This is a genomic window from Paraburkholderia sp. OAS925 (genome assembly GCF_040543975.1).
In the GTDB taxonomy this organism is placed as follows: domain Bacteria; phylum Pseudomonadota; class Gammaproteobacteria; order Burkholderiales; family Burkholderiaceae; genus Paraburkholderia; species Paraburkholderia graminis.
Genome location: NZ_JBEUNO010000001.1, coordinates 2,347,652 through 2,366,494, shown reverse-complemented (window position 1 = coordinate 2,366,494; position 18,843 = coordinate 2,347,652). Strand labels below are relative to the sequence as shown.

At 64.0% G+C, this 18,843-nt stretch carries 13 protein-coding genes, 1 tRNA gene and 2 pseudogenes; 9 read left to right on the top strand and 7 right to left on the bottom strand.

The features are described from left to right. Positions 1-52: 52 nt before the first annotated feature. Both ABIE53_RS10350 and ABIE53_RS10345 read right to left on the bottom strand, forming a co-directional pair. Positions 53-1,586: pseudogene (locus ABIE53_RS10350) on the bottom strand (DUF3999 domain-containing protein). Continuing rightward, positions 1,583-5,105, bottom strand: a pseudogene (locus tag ABIE53_RS10345) (DUF2339 domain-containing protein). Before ABIE53_RS10345 ends, ABIE53_RS10350 begins: the two co-directional pseudogenes overlap by 4 nt. Positions 5,106-5,623: 518 nt before the next feature. Here ABIE53_RS10345 and ABIE53_RS10340 point away from each other — a divergent pair. From ABIE53_RS10340 to ABIE53_RS10330, 3 genes are all read left to right on the top strand, one after another. Continuing rightward, positions 5,624-5,911 carry a hypothetical protein gene (locus tag ABIE53_RS10340; protein ID WP_114156087.1) on the top strand — a complete coding sequence of 96 codons (288 nt, stop codon included), beginning with the start codon at positions 5,624-5,626 and terminating at the stop codon, positions 5,909-5,911. 347 nt (positions 5,912-6,258) lie between these two features. Then, positions 6,259-6,486: a hypothetical protein gene (locus ABIE53_RS10335; RefSeq protein ID WP_006048920.1), complete on the top strand. Its 228-nt coding sequence runs from the start codon at positions 6,259-6,261 to the stop codon at positions 6,484-6,486. A 34-nt stretch (positions 6,487-6,520) separates the two neighbouring features. Further along, positions 6,521-6,760: a hypothetical protein gene (locus tag ABIE53_RS10330; protein ID WP_107707717.1), complete on the top strand. Its 240-nt coding sequence runs from the start codon at positions 6,521-6,523 to the stop codon at positions 6,758-6,760. Between the two features lie 203 nt (positions 6,761-6,963). On the opposite strand, the gene ABIE53_RS10325 is transcribed toward ABIE53_RS10330, so the two are convergent. Further along, positions 6,964-7,050 (bottom strand) — tRNA-Leu (locus ABIE53_RS10325). 230 nt (positions 7,051-7,280) lie between these two features. Here ABIE53_RS10325 and ABIE53_RS10320 point away from each other — a divergent pair. Then, positions 7,281-8,141, top strand: coding sequence for a squalene/phytoene synthase family protein (locus ABIE53_RS10320; RefSeq protein ID WP_114156698.1), 861 nt, complete (start codon positions 7,281-7,283; stop codon positions 8,139-8,141). A gap of 25 nt (positions 8,142-8,166) precedes the next feature. Here ABIE53_RS10320 and ABIE53_RS10315 read toward each other — a convergent pair whose 3' ends face one another. Together ABIE53_RS10315 and ABIE53_RS10310 are read right to left on the bottom strand one after the other, a co-directional pair. Then, positions 8,167-9,369: a DUF1501 domain-containing protein gene (locus ABIE53_RS10315; protein ID WP_114156085.1), complete on the bottom strand. Its 1,203-nt coding sequence runs from the start codon at positions 9,367-9,369 to the stop codon at positions 8,167-8,169. A 325-nt stretch (positions 9,370-9,694) separates the two neighbouring features. Continuing rightward, positions 9,695-10,021 carry a hypothetical protein gene (locus tag ABIE53_RS10310; RefSeq protein WP_082366974.1) on the bottom strand — a complete coding sequence of 109 codons (327 nt, stop codon included), beginning with the start codon at positions 10,019-10,021 and terminating at the stop codon, positions 9,695-9,697. A gap of 229 nt (positions 10,022-10,250) precedes the next feature. On the opposite strand from ABIE53_RS10310, the gene ompR reads away from it, so the two are divergent. From ompR to ABIE53_RS10290, 4 genes are all read left to right on the top strand, one after another. Continuing rightward, a complete protein-coding gene (ompR, locus tag ABIE53_RS10305) occupies positions 10,251-10,985 on the top strand; it encodes an osmolarity response regulator transcription factor OmpR (RefSeq protein WP_006048917.1) in 735 nt (244 codons plus the stop codon). A 44-nt stretch (positions 10,986-11,029) separates the two neighbouring features. Further along, on the top strand, positions 11,030-12,379 hold the full coding sequence (locus ABIE53_RS10300) for an ATP-binding protein (RefSeq protein WP_006048916.1): 1,350 nt from the start codon (positions 11,030-11,032) through the stop codon (positions 12,377-12,379). A gap of 238 nt (positions 12,380-12,617) precedes the next feature. After that, positions 12,618-13,166 (top strand): peroxiredoxin, encoded by a 549-nt coding sequence (locus ABIE53_RS10295; protein ID WP_006048915.1) that lies wholly within the window; start codon positions 12,618-12,620, stop codon positions 13,164-13,166. Positions 13,167-13,240: 74 nt separating this feature from the next. Then, positions 13,241-13,759, top strand: a complete 519-nt coding sequence (locus tag ABIE53_RS10290) for a carboxymuconolactone decarboxylase family protein (RefSeq protein ID WP_006048914.1) — start codon at positions 13,241-13,243, stop codon at positions 13,757-13,759. A gap of 77 nt (positions 13,760-13,836) precedes the next feature. Here ABIE53_RS10290 and ispF read toward each other — a convergent pair whose 3' ends face one another. Next, complete coding sequence (gene ispF, locus ABIE53_RS10285; RefSeq protein ID WP_114156084.1) at positions 13,837-14,316, bottom strand: 2-C-methyl-D-erythritol 2,4-cyclodiphosphate synthase; 480 nt, start codon at positions 14,314-14,316, stop codon at positions 13,837-13,839. A 54-nt stretch (positions 14,317-14,370) separates the two neighbouring features. Continuing rightward, complete coding sequence (ispD, locus tag ABIE53_RS10280; RefSeq protein WP_029968333.1) at positions 14,371-15,084, bottom strand: 2-C-methyl-D-erythritol 4-phosphate cytidylyltransferase; 714 nt, start codon at positions 15,082-15,084, stop codon at positions 14,371-14,373. Positions 15,085-15,204: 120 nt separating this feature from the next. Between ispD and mfd the strand changes: the two genes are divergently transcribed. Then, positions 15,205-18,687 (top strand): transcription-repair coupling factor, encoded by a 3,483-nt coding sequence (gene mfd, locus ABIE53_RS10275; protein WP_114156083.1) that lies wholly within the window; start codon positions 15,205-15,207, stop codon positions 18,685-18,687. Positions 18,688-18,843 lie beyond the last annotated feature (156 nt).

Genomic DNA, 18,843 nt, shown 5'->3' with positions numbered 1-18,843 from the left:
TCATGAACAGAGGTCGATAACGCGTGTCGTTCGTTGCGAACGCACGCGCGTCTCAGTCGTTGCTCTCGCGCCGATGCCCGGCTTCCGGCGCGTGCCCTGCACCAGCTGAAACCGCGTTCGCATTATCCTGGGGCGAAGCACTTGCTGGAACGTTTAAGTCTGTCGCCGCAGCCGCCGTACTGGCAAGACCGCCGGCCATCGCGCCCGATGCGCTTGCCGCGGCATCGCCCGCCGGCACCCGATGCGACACGCTGCGCGCCAGACGCCACGCGATCGCCGCGAGCGAGCCGACGGCCAGCAGCAATGCGGCCCACAGCACATAGCGCCGATACGCATCCGCATTCGCCGGCGACGGCGCATTCGCATTCGGCGCAAGCGCGAGCGGCTCGCCGACGCGCGCGGTGGCAATCGCCGAGGACGCGTCCATCAGCAACTCATCGCGCCCGACCGCGGTCGACACTGCGGACGCATTGCCCACGCCGAGCGTGAAAGAGCGCCGATCCGCGCGCGACGAACGTCAGCGTCGCCGGACGCCAACCCGCTGCAACAGTCAGCACGCCGCTGCCGAGTCCGCCGTTACGCGCATCGACAACCACCCGCCAGTGACGGTCCGTATCCGGCGTCAATTGAAGCGACGGATTGTTCTGTTCGACGTCCCCGTTATGCAAACGGAACAGCGTCGCATTCGACACCTCGCGCCACGCCCCGCCCAGTTCGCCGCGCGAATAGACGACCGCGGGCGCCACCGTGTTGGGCTGCGGCAGATTGAGCCGCAGCCGGTCGACCGGAAAAGGACCGCTGGTGCTAAAGAAATATTCGCCGGCCTTCGGACCCGCGCGCGCAACGATGCCTTCGCGCCACTCGCGCTGGCTGTCCGCGAGTTGTGTGCGCCCCGCGCCGGCCGCCTGCACTTCCACATCGATCGATTCGAGGTACGGCGCGCCGTCGAGCCAGCGTAGGCGCAGGTAGCGCGCGTGCGCACCGTTCAGTTCGATCCGGTCCTGGCTCAGCGTGCTGCCGTTGTAGCTGACCTTGAGCAGTTGCGCATCGCCGGCCGGTTGCCAGTTGCGCAGATCGTCGCTCGATTCGACCGACACACGCCCTTGGTAATTGTCGTCGCGCAGATGGATCAGCAGCGCGCTCGCGCGGCCTTCGTGCGACGCCTGACCGGCATCGATCAGATCGGTGTCGTGCTGCGCGCGCCCAGGCGGCGCGGCGGTGGCGCGCAGCGATCCGTCGGCGGCGATCGTCACGCCCAGCGGTGCACCCGCCTGACCTGCGGCGGCCGGACGAAGCGGGAACCAGCGGGCCGGACGCAGCGTCGGCGGCGTGCGGGCCGGCTCGCGCGGCCCCTCGAGCGAGTACGGCACGGGCTCGCCCGCGCCGTTGAAAACGCGCACGTCGCCGAGATCGTTGCGCTGGCTTGCCGCATAGACCGCGGCCGGCAGCGTCACACTGTAGTAGGCCGCGCCGTCGTCGAGCTGAAGCGCAAAGTGCCGCGCGAAATCTTCGGCCCACGCGGGCGCCGCGGTCCACGCGCACACGAGCGCGGCACACCAGCCCGTCACTTTCAGAAGATGCTTCATTGTTCAGTTTCCCTGACCATCGGCTTGGGCGGCAGCGGCGAGAAGTAGCCGATCAGCAGCAACATCAGGCCGATACCGATAAACGATACGATGCGCTCGATCCCCGTCACGTGCGACAGGTCGAACAGAAATAATTTGACGACAGTCGCGCCGAGCAACCCGCCGCCGATGAACCACACGATACGGCTTGCGCGCCTCGTCGCCCAGATCATCGCCGCCAGCGCGCAGAGCGTCCAGAAGACCGAGACCGACGCCTGCACGAGCATCGACTCGGACATCTGCGCGAACTCGTACGGCACGCCGATCCAATGATGCAGCGTGCGCAGCAGCATCGCATTCAACCACACGAAGCCGGTCGCCCCGGCCGCGACTTGCAGCGGCAGCCGGTAGCCGTCGAGCGGCACGCCCGAGACGGTGAACGCGCACGAGCCAGAGCGCGGCCAGTGCAAAGACCACGGCCTGCACGAGATCGAGCGGATTCAATAACGGCAGCCGCGCCCACGCGCCGCCGTCCTGCGTCAGGTTGGCGTAGAACGTCCACAGCCACATCACGAGCACGAGCGGCGTCGACGCAATCGCGCACAGGCGCACGATGTTGTCGCGTCGCGCGAGCCACAAACCGGCGAACGCGAACGCGCTCCATCCGACCAGGAACACCTGCTGCAGCGTGAACGACGCGAGCACCGCGGTCACGTCGTACGCCGCGTCGAAATGATGATGCAGCGTGCGAAGCAGCAACGCATTGAACCACAGGAACAGCGTCGCGAGCACGGCATAATCGAACGCGCGCGGATGCCATTGCACGCCCAGTGCGCGCAGCCGTCGCAGCCACACTGCGCCCGCGACGAACACGAGTATCTGCGCCACGTCGAGCGGATTGACGATGGGCAGCCAGAAGAGCGGCGCGGCGCTGCCGTCGCTCGTCACGCTTGCAATGGTCCACGCCCACAGCAACGCGGCGAGCGGCGCCGCGGCCCACACCTGATAGGCCCGCGTGAAGCGCGCAACCGGCCAACGCAGACGATGCCCCACGCCGGCCAGCAGCAACAGCAGCGCGCCGAAGCCATACGCCCACGCGCTCCAGCTCCATGCACCTTCGGGCACGTAAGCGCGCAACGCCCAGTAGCCTTCGAGCGCGGCGAGCGTGCCGGCGGTCCAGAACATCAGCGTGTGCAGCGGCGCGAGAATGCGCTCGCCGACGTCACGCTGCTGACGCCATAAAAGCGCGTAACTGGCGACGGCAACCAGCAGACAAACCAGCCAGCCGTAACCGCTGACCGGCCTCATGTTCAATGCAAAAAGTTCGAGTGTGAGCGCGGCGAGAACAGGCACGAGCGCGAGCGCCGGCCACTCGGCGAGCGGCCAGCGCAGCTTGCGGCGCGCGCCATGAGCGAGCCATGCGCTCAGCGCGGCGAACAGCGCGACGAATGCGATGCCGACTCGGTCGCGGTCGTCCGGAACGTACGCATGGACGTAGCTCTGTATCTCGTTGAGCCCGCCCCCCACCCACCACAGCAGACCCCACAGACTCGCGACCACGCCAATCTGCGGCAGCCACGCGTGCCAGTCGCGTGCTTCGCTGCGGCCGTGCAAACGCCATCCGGTGAAGATGCCGGCGAGCGCAATCAGTACGCTTGCCAGATACGCGCCGTTCAGCACCGGCAAGCTCGCCGCGTGGCTGAACGACAAAACCGTGCCGACGACAAACGCGCCCGCCGCGGCCAGTTGCATCAGCAGGCCGAAGGCGAACGCGACGAGGCGTCGTTGCCGCACGGCGAGCCATGTCACCGCGGCGCCTTCGATTGCCCACGTCGCGCTCGTCGTCGGTCCGGTGAACGCGAGCGGCACGGCGAGCGTCGCGAAGATGACGGCGAGCGCGAACATCGAGTCGAAAAGCAGGCCGAGGCGCGCGCGGCGCGGCGCGAGCCAGCCCCCTATCGCGAGATAGAAGACGGCGAGCGCGACGGCGCTCCATGCGAGCCCGAACTCGGTGCCTCGCATCAGCGCGGACTGTAGGCCGATTGCGACGAGCGGCGTGCCGAACACGAGCGTGCCGTCGACGTAATGCCTGAGCGTCAGTTCGCGGCGCACCGCGTAGAGCAGCGCGATACCGACATACATCAGGAAGAAGAGGATCAGAAACGGCTCGGTGCTCGCGAGGAGTTCCGGACGATATGCCGTCGCGCCCCACGCCGCGCCGATCGAGAACGTGAAGACGAAGCCGAGCAGATTCAGCGGACGCCATGCCTTGAACCACGCGATCGCGAAGATGCCCGCGTTGAGCAACGCGTAGTAGCTAAAGAGCATCACATGACTGCCGCCGCCGGTGGACAAGAGGAGCGGCGCGAGGAAGCCGCCCGCGCTGCCCATGAACGCGAGCGAAGGCGCGTTCTGCCGTACCGCGAGGAACGCGCTCAGCGCGCAGGTGGCGATCATCAGCGGCAAGGCTGCGCCGGCGGGCAGCAGATGATAGAGCCGGGTCGCGGCGAACACCGTCAGGTACAGCGCGCCGACGCCGCCGCCTTGCAGCACGAGCCCGTACGCGCCGCGACTGTCGCCGATGCGCCAGCCGAGCACGAGCAAGGCCGTCGCGGCGAGCGCGACGCCGGCGAGGCGGAATTCGATCGGCAGCAGGCTGTTGTCGGCGGCGTATTTGAGCAGGAACGCAATGCCGAAGAACAGCACGACGATGCCGACGCGCACCACCGTATTGCCGCCGAAGAGCCAGTCGCGGCCTGCTTTGAAAAGGCGCTCGACGACGCCGGGGCCGCGTGGGGGGGCGGGTGGGAGGTTGGGTTGTGCCGGGGCGGCGAGGTCAGGTTGGGTATGCGCGGCGGCGTCGGGTTGCGGTTGGGCGGGTTGTGCCGCGTCGGTCGCAGTGGCTTGCGGGAGGCCCGCGAGGTTCGGTTGTGCTGGCGCGGCGGCGTCGGCTTGGGCGCGCGCGGCTGCGTCGAGTTGTGCTTGTGCTTGTGCTTGTGCTTGTGTTTGTGCTTGTGTTTGTGCGGCGGCGTCCATGCCGGTTGACGTTTCCGTCTGCCGATCAATCGACGCGCCCGCCTCCCCGCCCGCTGGCGCAAGCGCCGCCGACGCTCTCGCCGTGAGCTTCACAGCCTCTTGCGGCGCGATTGCATAGCGATGCTCTGTGGTGCCTGCCGCAACTGAATCGCGCATCGTTGCGGCGTCTGATGCGTGCATCGGCGCTGGCGCTCGAGCGTCGTCGTCGGCTGATGCAATACCCGCTGCCTCACGCAATTGCCGGATCTCGCCGCGCAGCGAAACGAGTTCACGTTCCAGCCACTCGACGCGAGCCGCCAGGTCACGAGGCGCGCCGGGCGCATCCGTGGCGGTAGCGCCCGGCAATGGCGACTGCGCAGTGCCCGCTGGATTTCTCTTGCGCAAGCGCGCCAGCGCAAAGCCCGCGAGCGCGCCGAACAATGCGCCGTAGCCGAGCGGAAGATCGTTCGACAACGAAGCCAGCATGCCGACCACCGCGCCCAGCACGGCAAATATCACGCTCATCGCATCCCTCTTTTATTGTGTTTTCCGGCGATACCCGTTTGATCGCAACCTCGGTCGCGCGGATTATCCGCGAATACGGCATGTGGAATCAGCGAAAATCGGCGCGCAGAATAACATGCAAAGCGACGTGCAAAGCGGGCTTTTCAAGCAGCTATCCCCCGATAGATGATGACGAGCGGCAGGCAAGCCAATTGAACGCGGATGTCGCCACGTCTCCGACAACACTTGCCGAAATTTCATCGCTCATTATGCGGCTGATGTGCGTCGATTAATTAAAGCGAATCGCTTACCGAATCGAACCGTTATTGCCAGCGCCTTTGCCGAGTCAATTACCCGAACAACGGCACGCGATTATCCGCGCGCCGCATTCTCACTGATCGCGACGCTGTCTTCGCGGCAAAACGCCAACCGTGTCAAAATCCCGGGTCCGCCGCGTGCGCCGGGTTATCGCTTCCATTCAAGTCGATGAACCGCGCGGCGCGCGAGCCAGTCATCCAACTCTATTCAGGGAAGTTTCAGTGGACATCAACAAACAGGTCGCGGCGCTCACGGCGTCGGAACTCCAGACGGCCGGTGCGAGCCAGGCGACGGCGATCGCGGTAAGCGTGCTGTTCCGCCATCTGCGTTCGCCGGAACTGGTGAAGCTGTTGTCGTCGGCATTCGAAAACCATCAGGCGGTCATGCTGCAAACGCCGTGGCCCGAGCCGATGTTGCAGGCATTCGAATCGACGCGGCGCTTTCTCGAGGGCGCCGCGCAATCCGATCTGCCGGGCACGCAGGCGCCGCCCGCCACACCGGAAGCCTGAGCGGCCTGACCTCGCCATGCGGGCCTCTACCGGCCTGCATCGTGCGCGCCGCCTATCCGGGTCACCAAAAAAGAGTCACCCAAGGGACCATTCAAGAAAGAGCCCCGGCGAGTGCTGTGACCTGACGGGGGTTCTCACTGCACATCGCGACGATCGCGAACACTCGGCGTCGTACCGCTTCAGGCCGCCGTCAATTCCTGATTGCAGCCTCGCCAGCAGATTGTCGGGCGCGCTTTTGATTCGTCCCGCATGACGGGACGGCACAACTTTCCGAAATTGGAAGTTACGACATCAGAAAATCGGAGTATCTTTCCGATCAACCAAAAAAAAATACCAAAGACCAAGAGATGGCAGATAACGAACCAACCAAGCCGGACTACCTTCTGTTCGATGAAATGAAGGAAGTCAGCGCGACCGTGCGCCGCACTCGCTCAGCGCAGGGCAAAAAGAATCCCGAGGACGTTCCGTTCGGTACGCCCGAGTGGATCGAGGTCAGCACGGACCTCATGCGGGACATGTGTGTGGCGATGGGTGGAGATCCCGACGCATGGCCGGCACTCCCGAATATCGAGTGATTGATAACCTGCGGAACCGGACCGACGGTCTCATTTGTACAGGTGGGCCATAGCGGACGGCCCGCTGTTCATCGACCCAACGACGCGCGAACGGTACGCCGGCTCGCACCAGATTTACCGCGTCTGGCAAACGGCGCGCAAGCGCGCCGGCGACGATTCTTCAGGCGCAAAGACCGTGGATAAGTTTGGAAAAGAAAACGGCGAAAAGAATGCAGCGATGCACGGAAAGCTTCTTGAGCGCGCAGGCCTTCAACAGGTTCCGATTCCGGCCTAGCGCCGCGGACTCTATTTCTTCTTGAGGCAGCGGAATATCCAATACATTGGAAAGACAGAAGATGTCTATACGCGGCTCGGGCAGCACATCAACGTCAAGAAATTCGATGATGTTATGTTCCTGCCGAGAATCCCGGATTCGCTTCAAGGCCGCCGGTCAACACGCCAAGGAAATCCGCAGACCGCTCTATATCGAGAAGTTAATGGTGCGAGGGAGGGGACTCGAACCCCTACACCCTTGCGGGCGTCAGGACCTAAACCTGGTGCGTCTACCAATTTCGCCACCCTCGCAGCCGGGCCAACGTTGTACGTCTCGCCCGATGTCCTGCATGCTTTCCGGCGCGTTCAAATGTACGCGCCCAAAAGCGTAAGCGCGAGATTCTAACGCATTGATTCGCGCTTGTCTGCAACTGCCGGGCATCCGGCTCGCGCCTCTGCCGTTGCCCCGCCGATGCTACAATTTTCGGCTTCGCGCACGCATGCCGTGCTCACTTCGCCTGCCCTTCCCCACATTCCACGCCGTGAATTTCGACGAATATTGCCAGCAAAAAGCGGCGCCCCCTGGATCGAGCGCCTACTACGCGCTGCGGCAAGCGCCGGCCGCCAGTCAGCCGCGCTTGACCGCGCTCTTCGCACTGCGCCGCGAGTTCGAGGAAACGGTCAAGGAAGTGAGCGACCCCGCGATTGGCCGCACGAAGCTCGCGTGGTGGCAAAACGAACTCGGCGCGTTGGCTGCGGGCTCGCCCACGCATCCGGTTGCAAAGGCGCTCGCGGCTTCGCTGCCCGACGTCAAAGCGGAATACCCCGCGTTGCAGACGCTGCTTGGCGGCTTCGAGATGGATCTCGACCAGGCGCGTTACCTGGACTACCCGAATTTGCGCCGCTATGTGCAGGCGGTCGGCGGCACTTTTGCCGCGCTTGTGGCGCGCGCGGCGAGCACGAATGGATCCACGAGCGCACCCACGAGCGCACCCACCGACGGCGCACAGGCTCCGGGCTGGTCCGCACCGTTAGGCGAAGCGCTGCTGCTCGCACAACTCGTGGCGGAAACGGGCAACGATGCGCGCCACGGCCGCATCTACATTCCTATTGACGAAATGCAGCGCTTCAGTGTGACAGCCGCGGACCTGATCAATCGAAAATATTCGGATGCGTTTACGGAGCTCATGCGCTTTCAGACGAAGCGTGCCCGCGATGCCTTGCATAGCGCGCTCGCCGCCGTGCCGCGCAGCGAGCGCCGTTCGCAGCGCACGCTGCTTGCGCAGGGCGCGCTCGCTGGCGCGTTGCTCGATGAAATAGAGCGCGACGGTTATCACGTGCTGCATCAACGCATCGCGTTGACGCCGGTCCGCAAGCTGTGGATCGCGTGGCGCGCAAAGTAAGCGTAACGGGCGGCGCGCGCCGTCGTCAGATGTGCAGCAAAGGGAGTGGCTCGAACTGCTGCCGCAAGATCGCCTGTGCGTCGACACGCCACCAGCGCGCGAGCACCGTCGCGTAAAGCTGTCGAAAATCGACGCCGACCGGCAGCTCCCCATTGCCGTCGAGCCGCGCCAACTGCGGCGGCACGCCGTGCAAGCCGCCGAGCACTCGTCCACCCATCATGAAATGCGGCGCCACGGTGCCGTGGTCCGTGCCGGCGCTGCCATTCTCACGCGGATGCCGCCCGAACTCGCTGTACGTCATCACGAGCGTGTCGTTCCAACGGCCCAGTTCGACAAGCGCCGATCGCATTGCAGCCAAGCCTTCAGCAAATTGCGTCAGCAACAGACGGTGGCGCTCCGGCTGATTCTGATGCGTATCGAAGCCGTTTAGCGTCAGGCGGATTGCGGTTGCAGGGGCGGTTGTGTCCGCTTGCGCAGCATGTAGTCGCAGTGCCTGCCCTTGCTGTGCTTGCACGCGCAACCTATCGCGGGCCGCGAGCATCTGCATCGCGCTCTTTATCGACGCGCCGAACGAACTGCATGGAAACGCGGTCGTCAGTCGCGTTGCGTCTTGTGCGCGCAGCGGCCGACCACATAGTTGAGCGATGCCTTTCCCGGCCTCTACAACTTGAGTGCGACCGGCACGCGCCCCGTCACCGCCGCCCAGCGCCAACGGTCCCATTTCAGCGCTGCCGATCACGACGCCCTCAGCGGCAAAACCAGCCGCCGCCGACGCGCTGTCGAACGCGCGACTGAGCCAGCCTTCGCGCAGGTACTGATCGGAGCGCGATGCCGTGTCCCATATCTGCATCGAACGAAAATGCGAGAGATTGGGCGCCGCGTAACCGACGCCCTGAACGATCGCAAGCTGCCCGCTTCGCCACAAAGGCATCAACGGTTCGAGCGATGGATGCAGCGCCGTGCGTTCGTCGAGTTGAATCGCGTGCTCGCGTCTGATTGCGATGCGCTTACGGAGCCGGTAGTACGCCGGATCGGCGAACGGAATGACGGTGTTCAGACCGTCATTGCCGCCCTTCAATTCGATGAGGATCAGCAGCTTGCCGTTATCGCGGGCGAACGCTGGAACGTGACGTGCCGTGTGCGCGGCCGGCTCAGCGCCGAATGTGCGAGGCAGCCAGAGGGCCGCGCTGGCGGCGGCGCTCATCGAGAGAAAGCTGCGTCGTTTCATTGGGCGTCCGGAAGGATGCGCGAATCACTGGCGAGCAAATGTGCAAGGCGCGCGATGCGTTCATGACAGACCGCATCTTCACGCACGATGACGCATCGCATGCGGCATGCCGCTCCCTTGTCTGCCCGCTTCTAGTACACAGGCCATATGCAAGACTCGACACACCTTGTCAGCATGATGAGCAAGACATGCCCAGCAAAATCACGAACGGGAAGCACAGCGAAGAGCGATGCAAGTGCGAACAAGCACAAGACAGCACAAGAACGGAAAGACAGCGTGGAACGCTAAAACCAGAACAAGCACGACGACCACCACCACCAAAACCCTACCGCTTATAAAGCTCCCGCACAGCATCTTCGATATGCTGCCTCAGCAAACGACGTTCGTCCGGCGTCATATGCCCATCGCGGCGGCGTTGATCGAGGTCGGGGGGAACCGCGGTGCGCAGCATCACGTCCGATGCAGGCCGCTCGCTGTTCGAGTCATGACGGTTTGCTTTTGAGGGGCTCAGTCTGGGCGCGCGCGCGCTCGCAGCTCTGTCGGCAGAAGGCTGGGCGTGGGCGAGCGTTGATCCCAATGTGCCTGCGAGCGTACCGGCGACCGCCAGTGCAATCACGTTCAGGCGCACATTCGGCCAAACCCCTCCCTTCATGTTGTTCCCTTCGTGGCGCGGCAACCGGCGACCTCAAATGCGTGTGACAAACCCGGTTACGAGCCGGGCGCGTGGGTTTTAGTCGAGTGAAGTATCCACCGAACAGCCGCATTCAGTAAAGGAGTCTAACTGGCGTCGCTTTACGCCGTGCCACAGGCAGGGTAAATTTTGTAACTGACTGTAACTCGACAAATGATGCAACCGCGCACCACTTTCTAATCGCGCTAAGATGCCGACCATGGAAACCAAAAACCCTTCGAAAATCCTCGTCGTCGACGACGATCCGCGCCTGCGCGACCTGCTGCGCCGCTACCTCGGCGAACAAGGCTTCAATGTTTATGTGGCGGAGAACGCGCCGTCCATGAACAAGCTGTGGGTGCGCGAGCGCTTCGATCTGCTGGTGCTCGACCTCATGCTGCCTGGCGAGGACGGCCTGTCCATCTGCCGCCGTCTGCGCGGCAGCAACGACCGCACGCCCATCATCATGCTGACGGCCAAGGGCGAAGACGTCGATCGTATCGTCGGCCTCGAAATGGGCGCTGACGACTATCTGCCGAAGCCGTTCAATCCGCGCGAACTGGTCGCGCGAATTCATGCTGTGTTGCGTCGTCAGTCGCCGTCGGAATTGCCGGGCGCGCCGTCCGAGACCACCGAGGTCTTCGAGTTCGGCGAGTTCGCGCTCAATCTCGCGACCCGTACGCTCACCAAGGCAGGCCAGGAAATTCCGCTGACCACCGGCGAATTCTCGGTGCTTAAAGTATTCGCGCGTCATCCGCGCCAGCCGCTGTCGCGCGAGAAGCTGATGGAACTCGCTCGCGGCCGCGAATACGAAGTGTTCGACCGCAGCCTCGACGTGCAGATCTCACGTCTGCGCAAGCTGATCGAGCCCGACCCAGGCAGCCCGCGCTTCATTCAGACGGTATGGGGTCTTGGCTACGTGTTCATTCCCGACGGCGCAGCCTGAGTTTGTTCACACCTCAAGCTTTTGTTTTCAGATAAGAAGGGCCCATGCGGATCGACCGGCGCCTCCTGACGCTCGCGTTCGGCGGCCTTTTCTGGCGGACCTTTCTGCTGATCGCGCTGTTGATCGCAGTCAGTCTCGCCGCGTGGTTCCAGAGCTTCCGGGTGATCGAGCGCGAGCCGCGCGCGCAGCGCGTGGCGTTGCAGCTCGTCGCCATCGTCAAGCTCACACGCACGGCACTCCTTTATTCCGATCCCGATCTGCGGCGCGCGTTGCTGCAAGATCTGGAAAGCAATGAAGGCGTGCGCGTGTATCCGCGCGAAACCACCGACAAGTTCAAGCTGCAGCCCGACGAGTCGCTGAACCGGCTGATCGAACACGACATTCGCGGCCGTCTCGGCGACGACACCGTGATCGCGCAAAGCGTCAACGACATCCCTGGCGTGTGGATCAGCTTCAAGATCGACGACGACGATTACTGGGTCGCCCTCGACCGCGATCAGCTCGACAATGCGACCGGCCTGCAATGGGCCGGCTGGGGCGTGTTCGCGCTTGCGTTGTCGCTATTCGGCGCGGCCTTCATCACGAGTCTCGTGAACCGGCCGTTCGCACGTCTCGCGATGGCCGCGCGCCGGGTCGGCTCGGGCCAGTCGCCCGAACCGCTGCCCGAGCGCGGCATGGGCGTGGCCGCCGAAACCAATCGCAGTTTCAACCAGATGGTGCGGGACCTCGAACAGCTCGAGGCCGACCGCGCCTTGATGCTCGCCGGCATCTCGCACGATCTGCGCACGCCGCTCGCGCGGCTGCGGCTCGAAACGGAAATGAGCCCGTCGGATCAAAGCACGAAAGACGCAATGGTCGACGACATCGAGCAGATGGATATGATCATCGGCCGCTTCCTCGATTACGCGCGGCCGGTGCAGCGCGTGCCCGAGCCCGTCGATCTGTCGGTGATCGCAAGCGAACTCGCCGCGCGCATGCAAAGCGAGGACAGCATGCGCCTGATCACGCGGCTTGCGCCGTCGGCGGTGATCGAAGCGGACGAGACCGACATGCGGCGCGTCGTCGGCAATCTGCTGGAAAACGCGCGCAAATACGGTTTGAGCGATGGCGACGGCATTCCGCACGTCATTCTGGAGACGCGTGTGTCGCACTCGCGCGTCGAGCTTTCGGTGGTCGACGAAGGCCCGGGCATTCCGGAAGACCAACTCGCGCTCGTCACACGGCCGTTCTATCGTGTGAACTCCGCTCGCACGCAGGCGAACGGCACGGGTCTCGGCATGGCGATCGTGCAGCGGCTCGTCGGCCGTTATCGCGGCGCGCTGCGCTTGCGCAATCGCACGCCAGGCCCTGGCCTCGAAGTTACGATCGAATTCCCGCTTGCCAAAGGCGCTTGAGTCCACTGCGAGCCCGCTGTGAACCGCTGTGGCCCGCGCCTTGCGGCACCGGCGACATCAGACCAGGCTGCGCACTGCCAATGCCCGCCCCGTTGAATAATAACTATCCGGGTTGTTAGTTAAAAACTATTGAGCGGATAGTTCCATAGAGCTATAGTTAAAAGCCTGACACGCGCTCGTGATGACGAGCTGGTAGCCTCAACATGCTGTTTTTTCCAACACACGAAGGAGCACTCGCATGAAAACCGTTGGCGACAAACTCGAAGCGTTCACCGTCACCGCTGCCAAGCCTGGCTTTAACAACCACGAGGAAAACGGCGTCTCGGCGTTCGAAGAGATCACGGAGCAGTCGTTCCCCGGCAAGTGGAAGATCATCTACTTCTACCCGAAGGATTTCACCTTCGTGTGCCCGACGGAAATCGTCGAGTTCGGCAAGCTCGCGAAAGACTTCGAGGAACGCGACGCGGTGCTGCTCGGCGGCAGCGTCGACAATGAATTCGTCAAGCTCGCATGGCGCCGCGAGCACAAGGACTTGAGCAAGCTGAACCACTATTCGTTCGGCGACGTGAAGGGCGAGCTGATCGACCAGCTTGGCGTGCGCGACAAGGAAGCGGGCGTCGCGCTGCGCGCCACGTTCATCGTCGATCCGGACAATACGATCCAGCACGTTTCGGTGAACAACCTGAACGTCGGCCGCAATCCTGAGGAAGTGCTGCGTATTCTCGACGGTCTGCAAACGGACGAGCTCTGTCCGTGCAACCGCGCAGTCGGCGGCGCGACGCTGTAAGCCGTGTCTGCCCAGGCCCGCCACGCTTGAAAAAGCCGCGGGCTTTTTTATCGACAACCCGATAGGAGATCGCAATGGAGTTCTTGTCTTCCATTAAGGCGCTCGTGCCCGACTACGCGAAAGACATCCGGCTGAATCTCGACGGCACGATCGCGCGCTCGTCGCTGGAAGGTAACGATGCGGTGGGCGTCGCGTTGGCCGCGGCTTTCGCCGCGAAGAGCACGGTGATCGTCAACGCGATTCGCAACGCGGGCGTGCTCTCGCCCGAAGAGACGAACGGCGCGTTGACCGCCGCCGCGTTGATGGGCATGAACAACGTCTGGTATCCGTACGTCGAAATGACGGACAACGCGGATCTGAAATCGCAACCGGCGCAGTTACGCATGAACGCCTATGCGTCGCATGGCGGCGTGGACAAGCGGCGCTTCGAGATGTATGCGCTGGCCGCGTCGATCATCGGCAAGTGTCATTTCTGCGTGAAGTCGCACTTCGATACGCTGGTCGCCGAAGGCATGAGCACGACGCAGTTGCGCGACGTGGGCCGGATTGCCGCCGTGATCAATGCGGCCGCGCAGTGTATTGCCGCAGAATAACGGCAGTTGATTTCGTCGCGGCTTAGGGCTTTGTCGACGCCGCGCGAGCCGCTCTTCGCGGCCGCATAAAAAGCCAGTCAGTCCTTGACCAGCAACACCACGGCCTGCGCCTCGATGCCCTCGCCCCGGCCAAGATAGCCGAGCTTCTCATTGGTCTTGGCTTTTACGTTGACCTTTTCCGTCGGCAAGCCGAGGTCGGCGGCAATGTTCGCGCGCATGCCTTCGATATGCGGCGCGAGCTTCGGCGCCTGCGCGACCACGCTGCTGTCCACATTCGCGATCGAAAAGCCCGCGGCCTTCACGCGCGCCACGCACTCGCGCAGCAGCACGCGGCTGTCGGCGCCGGCGAACTTCGCATCCGTATCGGAGAAATGGCGGCCGATGTCGCCGAGCGTGGCCGCGCCGAACAGCGCGTCGGTGATCGCGTGCAGCAGCACGTCGGCATCCGAATGGCCGAGCAAGCCGCGCTCATAGGGAATCGTCACCCCGCCGATAATCAACTGACGCCCCGGCACCAGCGCATGCACGTCGTAGCCTTGCCCAATTCTGAAATCCATCTGCGTCAAGTCCTCAAGTCCGTTCACTGAATTCACTGAAAATGAAACCGCCGGTCACGCTGCCGAAGGCCGCAGCAAAATCGCCTCGGCGAGATCGAAGTCTTCCGGGTACGTCACCTTGAAATTGCGCAAGCTGCCCTGCACGAGCCTCGGCGCATGGCCGGCCCATTCGATCGCGCTCGCTTCGTCGGTGAGATCGTGGCCGTCGGCCTGCGCGCGCAAGATCGCTTCGCGCAACATGCCGATGCGGAACATCTGCGGCGTCTGCGCCTGCCAGAGTCCGTCGCGCGATTCGGTGCGGGCAATGCGGCCGTCCGCCGATGCGCGGTCGATGCGCTTTAACGTATCCGCGACCGGCAAGGCCATGATGCCGCCCACCGCGTCGTCTTTCAGCGCGCCGGTCAACGTGCGGATCAGCCCCGGCGTGATGCCCGGCCGCGCGGCGTCGTGCACGAGCACCCAGTCGTCGTCGCGCGCGTTGAACTCGGTGAGCGCGTGCAAGCCGTTCAGCACCGACGCCTGGCGCGACGCGCCGCCGCAACGGCGCACGGCAAAGCGCAAGCCGCCGAAGCGGCGCGCGTCGAAGTGCTGGTCGTCGGGCGCAATCACGACGAGCGTTTGCGCGAATTCGCTGCACGCGTCGAATGCCGCGAGCGAATAATGCAGCAGGTCGCGGCCGGCGACGGTGCGATACTGTTTGGGCATCGCGGCGCCGGAACGGCTGCCGGTGCCTGCGCACGGAATCAGGGCAAATAGACGGGAAGTCACGAGTGCGGATGCCGCGAGGTCAAAGTAAAGGACGGATTTTATAATAGGTCCTTCGCATCCACGCCCCGACACGCGTAAACTTGCCGGTTCGTGTGAGCCCGAGGCCGCCTTTTCCTTTCTATGCCAGATATCGCCGCAACATCGCAGTACTCCCCGCCCGTCGCGCTCGTCAAGGCCGGCCAGCGTTTCGCCTTCGACGGCACGCATGGCTCGTCCGACGCCCTGCTGATCGCCCGCTACCATCTCGCCTATCGCGAGAAGGTGCCGTTGCTCGCGGTCGTCTGCGAGAGCGCGGTCGATGCACAGCGGCTGTCGCAGGAAATCGGCTTTTTCGCGCCGGACGCGCGCGTGCGCCTGCTGCCCGACTGGGAAACGCTGCCTTACGACACCTTTTCGCCGCACCAGGATCTGGTCTCCGAGCGCCTCGCCACGCTGCACGACCTCGGCGAGGGCCGCTGCGACATCCTGCTCGTGCCCGCCACCACGGCGCTGTACCGGATGCCGCCGGCGTCGTTTCTGGCCGCCTATACGTTCTCGTTCTCGCAAGGCGAGCGCCTCGACGAGGCCAAGCTGAAGGCGCAGCTCACGCTGGCCGGCTACGAACACGTGAGCCAGGTCGTGCGCCCCGGCGAATACTGCGTGCGCGGCTCGCTGCTCGATCTTTACCCGATGGGCTCGCCCTTGCCCTACCGGATCGATCTGTTCGACGACCAGGTGGATTCGATCCGCGCGTTCGATCCCGACACGCAGCGCAGCCTTTATCCGGTGAAAGACGTGCGCCTCTTGCCGGGCCGCGAATTCCCCTTCGACGAAGCCGCGCGCACCGCGTTTCGCAGCCGCTGGCGCGAGACGTTCGAGGGCGATCCGAGCCGCGCGTCGATCTATAAGGACATCGGCAACGGCGTGCCGTCGGCGGGCATCGAATATTATTTGCCGCTTTTCTTCGACGAGACGGCCACCCTCTTCCACTATTTGCCCCAAGGCGCGCAACTCGCGTTTATCGGCGATCTGGATGCGGCGATCCGGCGCTTCACCAACGACACCAAGCAGCGCTACAACTTCCTGTCGCACGATCGCGACCGGCCCATTCTCGAGCCGCAGCGCCTCTTTCTGACGGACGAGGATTTCTTCACGCTCGCCAAGCCGTTCGCGCGCCTCGTGCTGCCGGCCAATGCGGGCGGCGGCTGGGCGACGCCGCTGCCGAATCTCGCGATCGACCGTCATGCGGACGATCCTGTCTCGGCCTTGCGCGCGTTTCTCGACACGACGCCGAACCGCGTGCTGTTCGCCGCGGAATCGGCGGGCCGCCGCGAAACGCTATTGCAGTTGCTCGCGGACAATCATCTGAAGCCCGCGTCGAGCGACAGCTTCCAGGACTGGCTCACCGGCGACGCGCGTTTTTCGCTCGGCGTCGCGCCGCTTGCGAACGGCTTTGCGGTGCCGGTCGACGGCATCGCGATCATCACCGAGACCGAGCTTTACGGACCGCTCGCGCGGCGTGCGGGGCGTCGTCGCCAGGAACAGGCGAGCAACGTCGATTCGATGGTGCGCGATCTGTCCGAGCTGAAGGTCGGCGATCCGGTCGTGCATTCGCAGCACGGCATTGGCCGCTACATGGGCCTCGTCACGATGGACCTGGGCGAAGGCGAAACCGAGTTCCTGCACCTCGAATACGCGGGCGACAGCAAGCTCTACGTGCCGGTCGCGCAACTGCATGTGATCTCGCGCTATAGCGGCGCCGACCCGGAAAGCGCGCCGCTGCATTCGCTCGGCTCGGGTCAATGGGAGAAGGCCAAGCGCAAGGCTGCGCAGCAGATTCGCGACACGGCCGCCGAGCTGCTGAATCTCTACGCGCGCCGCGCCGCGCGCTCGGGCCACGCGTTCGCGCTCGAACCGAAAGACTATGTGAAGTTCGCCGAGAGCTTCGGTTTCGAGGAAACGCCGGACCAGGCCGCGGCCATCGCCGCCGTGATCGGCGACATGACGAGCGGCAAGCCGATGGACCGTCTGGTATGCGGCGACGTGGGCTTCGGCAAGACCGAGGTTGCATTGCGCGCGGCGTTTATCGCGGTGATGGGCGGCAAGCAGGTCGCGCTCCTCTCTCCTACCACGCTGCTCGCCGAACAGCACACGCAAACCTTCACAGACCGCTTCTCCGATTGGCCGGTGCGCATCGCCGAACTGTCGCGCTTCAAGTCGACCAAGGAAGTGAACGCCGCGATCCAGCAGATCAACGAAGGCAGTGTCGACATCGTGATCGGCACGCACAAGCTGCTCTCGTCGGATGTGCAGTTCAAGCGGCTCGGGCTCGTGATCATCGACGAAGAACACCGCTTTGGCGTGCGTCAGAAAGAAGCGCTCAAGGCGTTGCGCGCGGAAGTGGACGTGCTCACGCTGACCGCCACGCCGATTCCGCGCACGCTCGGCATGGCGCTCGAAGGGCTGCGCGATTTCTCGGTGATCGCGACCGCGCCGCAAAAGCGTCTGGCGATCAAGACCTTCGTGCGTCGCGAGGAAGAAAGCGTGATTCGCGAAGCGATGCTGCGCGAACTCAAGCGCGGCGGCCAGGTTTACTTTTTGCACAACGAAGTCGAGACCATCGAGAATCGCCGGCAGATGCTTGAAGCGCTCGTGCCCGAAGCACGCATCGCGGTCGCGCATGGGCAGATGCACGAACGCGAACTCGAACGCGTGATGCGCGACTTCGTCGCGCAACGCGCGAACGTGCTGCTGTGCACGACGATTATCGAAACCGGCATCGACGTGCCGAGCGCGAATACGATCCTGATTCATCGCTCGGACAAGTTCGGTCTTGCGCAATTGCACCAGTTGCGCGGACGCGTCGGGCGCTCGCATCACCAGGCGTACGCGTATCTGCTCGTGCACGATCCGCAAGGGCTGACGAAGCAGGCGCAGCGCCGGCTCGAGGCGATCCAGCAAATGGAGGAACTCGGTTCGGGCTTCTATCTGGCCATGCACGACCTGGAGATTCGCGGCACGGGCGAAGTGCTCGGCGACAAGCAGTCGGGTGAGATTCACGAGATCGGTTTCCAGCTTTACACCGACATGCTCAACGACGCCGTGAAGGCGCTGAAGGACGGCAAGGAACCCGACCTCACCGCGCCGCTTGCCGCGACGACCGAGATCAATCTGCATGCGCCCGCGATTCTTCCCGCCGACTATTGCGGCGACGTGCAGGAACGTCTGTCGCTCTACAAGCGGCTCGCGAATTGCGAGCACAGCGATTCGATCGACGGCATTCAGGAAGAGCTGATCGACCGCTTCGGCAAGCTGCCGCCGCAGGCGCATGCGCTTGTCGAGACGCATCGGCTGAGGCTGGCGGCGAAGCCGTTGGGCATTTCGAAGATCGACGCGGGCGAAGCCGTGATCGGCTTGCAGTTCATTCCGAATCCGCCAATCGACGCGATGCGTATCATCGAGATGGTGCAGAAGCACAAGCACATCAAGCTCGCGGGCCAGGACAAGCTGCGTATCGAAACGCGCAGTCCCGACCTTGCGGTGCGCGTCGCGACCGTCAAGGAGACGTTGCGCGCGCTCGGGTCGCCGAGCCGCGGTACGGCCGCAGCAACGGCCGCGCGATGAGTTGAGGCATGGCGTAGGGCGGGTTCATTCAGCGCACGCGTTACGCGCTGCCCAGCGCACAAAACCGCCCTACGTCTAGCGTTATTCCGCAATGCTGCGCTGCGCAACCCGCGCGCAGCAGCGCACTCACTGTACACAAGCCGCATACGGCACGGC